4 protein-coding genes and 1 pseudogene are annotated in these 4,361 nt (G+C 75.1%); 2 read left to right on the top strand and 3 right to left on the bottom strand.

The window, feature by feature from the left end:
• A partial coding sequence (locus AWW66_RS31495) for a DUF8185 domain-containing protein (RefSeq protein WP_425413317.1) occupies positions 1 to 626 on the top strand: 626 nt, incomplete at its 5' end.
• A gap of 149 nt (positions 627 to 775) precedes the next feature.
• Positions 776 to 1,360, top strand: a complete 585-nt coding sequence (locus AWW66_RS31490) for a type III secretion system chaperone family protein (RefSeq protein ID WP_067374294.1) — start codon at positions 776 to 778, stop codon at positions 1,358 to 1,360.
• A gap of 133 nt (positions 1,361 to 1,493) precedes the next feature.
• On the opposite strand, the gene AWW66_RS31485 is transcribed toward AWW66_RS31490, so the two are convergent.
• From AWW66_RS31485 to AWW66_RS35025, 3 genes and pseudogenes are all read right to left on the bottom strand, one after another.
• Positions 1,494 to 1,916: a globin gene (locus tag AWW66_RS31485; protein ID WP_157528280.1), complete on the bottom strand. Its 423-nt coding sequence runs from the start codon at positions 1,914 to 1,916 to the stop codon at positions 1,494 to 1,496.
• A 185-nt stretch (positions 1,917 to 2,101) separates the two neighbouring features.
• Entirely contained in the window at positions 2,102 to 3,472 is a 1,371-nt protein-coding gene (locus tag AWW66_RS31480; protein ID WP_396890634.1) for an MFS transporter, read from the bottom strand.
• Between the two features lie 632 nt (positions 3,473 to 4,104).
• A pseudogene (locus tag AWW66_RS35025) lies at positions 4,105 to 4,361 on the bottom strand (hypothetical protein); the annotation flags it as partial.

Genomic DNA, 4,361 nt, shown 5'->3' with positions numbered 1-4,361 from the left:
GGCTGCCCTGGGGCGTGCTCGTCGTCCGGACGGTGGCCGGCGGCGGGCCCCGTGCCGCCACCGTGCCGGCCGGCGCCGGCTCGGGTGCCGCCACCGTGCCGGCCGGCGCCGGCTCGGGTGCCGCCACCGCGCCGGCCGGCGTCGGGTCGGGGGACGCCACCGTGGCGGCCGGTGAGCTGCTGGCCGCGCTGGAGGCCGGTGACGCGGCCCTGCCCGTCCGCCGGGACGCGCAGTGGCGCTGGCCGCTGCCGCCCCCCGTGAGCCGTCCGGTGGAGACGCTGCCCGCCGCCGAGGTCCACCGGATCGCCGAGGCCGCCGCCGGCACCCTGCGCACCGCTGTGACGCAGGGGGTGGGCGGCCGGGCGGTCGGGCAACGGGCGCTGCGGGACGCCCTGCTGGACCACGTGCCGGTGGTGGTCACCCCGGAGGGTGCGCCCGGGGAGCCGGTGGAGGTGTCGCAGCGGCTCATCCAGGCAGTGGTCCGGATGGGGTTCCTGGGTCGGCCCGAGCCGGCCCGGCCCACCGACGTCGGGGTCCGGGTCGCCGGTCGCTGGGTCGGCCTGGTGGGACCTTTCGGAGCCGCATGGTCGCAGAAGGTTGTCGATCTCGCCGTCACGCCGGCCTGAGGTCATCCGAACGGATGACCCTTCGTCATCCTTCTGGCCTGGGGCTGCCGTTGGGGGGATGCCTCAACCCGGCTGTCCGGGTACCGTCCATCCTCGGATCCAACGCACGGTAGGCGGCTGGATCCGCTGGGGAGTGAGGTGCGCGAGCGATGCCGTGGTGGTCATGGCGCCCAGGTCCCGCCAGCGGCGGTGACCGGGAAACTCGAAGCGGGATCACAGTGGACGACAGTGTCCGGGTCGGACCACCGTCCCCCCGTCAGCCGGGGGACAGTTGTCCGTCCACCGATCGACCTGCGATGACGGACATGCCGGTCACCGTCGAGCCGGTGACCCTCAGCCGGGTCTGCACCGCCCTCGACCTGCTCGACGTGCGGTACCTGGCCGACGGTGACGGCAACCTGCTGGCCATGTGGGAACGGCACGCGGTGCTGGTCACCCTGGAGGGCCCGGAGGACGAGATCCTGGTGATGCGGGCCCGTCCACACGCGACCGTGCCGCCGGACTGGGCCGACCGGGCCTACCGGGTGGTCAACGAGTGGAACCACACTCGACGGTTCTGCAAGGCGTACATCGGTGACCCCACCGAGCGCGGCCAGTTGCCGATCTACGCCGAGTTGCAGGTGCCGCTCGGTGCCGGGGCGCACGACGCGCTCCTGGTCGAGATGCTCGACTGCGGTGCCGCGGTGGCCACCACCTTCGTGGACTGGCTGCACGACGAGGGCGCCCTGCTCTGACTGTGAGCACCCTGGCCCCGGGTCGAGGGCGCCCTTGGCTCTAGGTCGAGGACGCCTTGGCTCCGAGCCGAGGCCGGCCCGCTCTGCGCCGAGCGAGGTCCGCGCACCGCCGGGCCCGCGCCCGACCGGGCCGTCAGGCCGGGCCGGCCGGATCCTCCATGACGTTCACCATGAAGTACGCGGCCCGCTCCAGGTAGTCCCAGAGCGCGGCGGACGCCTCCGGCGACAGGTCCAGCCGGTCGACCGCCCGGCGCATGTGGTGCAGCCAGGCGTCACGTTCCACGGCACCGATCCGGAACGGGGCGTGCCGCATCCGCAGCCGGGGATGCCCCCGCTGGCTGGAGTAGGTGTTCGGGCCGCCCCAGTACTGCATGAGGAAAAGCCTCAGCCGGTCCGCGGCCGGCCCCAGGTCCTCCTCGGGGTACATGGGACGCAGCACGGGGTCGGTTGCCACGCCGGCGTAGAACTCGTCCACCAGCTTGCGGAAGGTGGGCTCGCCGCCGACCAACTCGAAGAAGGTCGTCGACGGCTGTCCGGAGTCAGCTGCGGCAGTCACCGCTCCATCCTGCCAGGCGTACCGCACGCCGTCCGTCGCCTACCGCCCGGTGCGCCTGCGGGCTCGGTCACACCGTCCCGGACCGGGCCTGCGGGCGGGCGCACGGCGTTCCGTGCCGGCCTGCGGGCTCGGTCCCGGCGTTCCGTGCCGGGCCTGCGGGCGGGTGGGCCGTCGCCGGGTCGGGCTCAGCGGGTGGGCGCGTCGGCCTGCCGGGAGCGCTGGCCCACCGGTCCCTGCCCGGTCGGCCCGCCGACCTCCGGGGCGGCGGTCTCCTCGGCCTGCCGCGCGGCGGGGGTGGCGGCGCGCGGCGGTGTCCGCCCGCCGTCGCGGGTGCGACCCGGCCAGCTCGCGCCGACCAGGAGCATGAGCACGACGCCGGCGGCGCTCCACACCCCGACCACGACCGGGATGGGCGCCCACTCCGCCAGCAGGCCGGTCACCAGCACCGCGAGGCCCTGGATCACCTGGAGCCCGGTCGCCATCACGCCGAACGCCCGCGCCCGGTACCCGTCCGGGAGGGCGCGGACGAACATGCCGTTCGCCACCGGCAGCAGACCACCGACCGCCGCCCCGCACACCGCGGCGAGCAGCGCGACCGCCAGGGGTGGCAGGTCGAACAGCACGGGCACCAGGGTCAGCGGGGCGGCCACCGCCAGCGGCCGGACCAACTGCACCCGGCGGGCGGGTGCGACGGCCCGCCCGATCAACAGACCGCCGAGGATGAAGCCGACCGGGTTGGCGGCCATGATGGCGGCCTGGGCCGTGCCGGCGTCCAGACCGCTGGTGTTCCCCTCGCGGGCCCAGGCGGCGGCCAGCCCCTCCGGCACGATGGCGAAGAGCATGGCGCTGAACACCAGCACCGCGATCGCCCGCAGGGTCGGATCGCCGAAGACCAGCCGGAACCCCTCGCCGGTCTCGCGCAGCAGGTGACTGCGGTGCGCGGCGGTCATCGCCGACGGCCGGTCCCGTACGCCGAGGCGGACCAGGACGGCGGAGAGGGCGAAGGTGGTCGCGTTGACCAGCAGCGCGACGGTCGGGTTGATCGTGGCGATGGCGGCACCCAGCAGGTAGCCGACGACCTGCGCGGCCTGCCCGACGCTGGCGTTGATCGACAGCCCGACCACCAGCCGGTCGCCGGAGAGGACCAGCGGCAGCAGCGCCGACCGGGCCGCCTGGCTCGGCGGGTTGGCCAGGGTGGTGAGGAAGAGCAGGCAGAGGATCGCCCAGACCGGCATGCCGGGGATCGCCACCAGGGCGACGAGGGTCATCCGGACGAGGTCGCAGGCCACCATCACGTGCCGGTACCGGTACCGCTCGGCGACCGTGGCGAGCAGCGGCCCGCCGATCAGCCACGGCAGGAACCCGACCGCGAAGGCGGCGGCGGAGAGGGCCACCGACTCGCTCTCCCGGTAGACCAGGACGGTGACCGCCGCCTTGGCGATGTAGTCGCCGACCCAGGCGAGGGTGGTGGCGGTGAGGATCGACCGGTACTCGCGCAGGGCGAACACCTCACGGAAGGTGGCTGCCCGCTCCTCGTCAGGTCGCTCGTCGGACACCGGGGCCTCCATCGTCCCCGCACAGGGCCGTTCGTGACGGCTGCGCCCGGGGAACCGTCGTCAGATCTACGGATCAGCGAGGAAATGATCACTCTCCGCCAAGAGTGTGTACCGGATTCTGCCCGATCGTCTGACAACTGGCTAGGGCGAACGGTTTGATCGTCGCATCTCCGACTGAACGAACGGACGATACCCGAGTGTCCGGCTGGGCCGCGACCCCGTGATTCCGGCTGCCCGGCGCCGTGCGGTCGGCGTCGCCCGGTCGCCGTACCGCTGGTCAGCGGCGTTGCGGGGGTGCCGACGGCCGGCTGTCGACACCCGCCACCCTGGTCACTGGCTGTCACCGGGCTTCCCGGCACCTCCCGCCGCCAGCCCTGGTCACCGCCGGGCGGTGCCCGTTCGCTCCGGTGGAGCCTGTGCCGGCCGCCCGTTTCGGCCCGGCTGTGGCCCGCTTTCCGGCACTCGCTGTCCCGGTGCCGTCTCGTGTGCTCCGGAGACCCCGACGGCAAGCCAGGCGGGTCGCTGAAGGCCCCTCGACAGGGTCGTGGGGCGGGCGGGTGGTGGGCCGGAACGCGCGGCGGCCCCGGGGCGTGTCGCGCCCGGGGCCGCCGGCCCAGCCGTGCGGGGGCGGCTCAGGTCGCGCCGCTCTGTCCGGTGGTCCCGCCGCTCTGCCCCGTCGTACCGCCGTTCTGCCCCGTCGTGCCGGTGGGGCCGGCCGGTCCGGGTGAACCGGCCTGCCCCGACGGGCTGCCCGGGGCGCCCGCCGGGCCGCCCGCGTCGCCGGCTGCCGGGTCGCCGGTCGGGCCGCCGCCCGCCCCCCTGGTCGTCCCACCCGCCGCGCCGGTCGTGCCCGGGGTGGTGCCGGCCGGGGTGGGCGCTGCTGCGGTGC

Source organism: Micromonospora rosaria, assembly GCF_001567585.1.
GTDB classification, from domain to species: domain Bacteria; phylum Actinomycetota; class Actinomycetes; order Mycobacteriales; family Micromonosporaceae; genus Micromonospora; species Micromonospora rosaria.
The sequence above is the reverse complement of the archived record's forward strand: the minus strand, read 5'-3'. Positions and strand labels throughout refer to the sequence as shown.

Coding starts and splice junctions, on each gene's coding strand:
- AWW66_RS31490 (WP_067374294.1), top strand. CDS start 776: ATGCCGTGGTGGTCATGGCGCCCAGGTCCCGCCAGCGGCGGTGACCGG.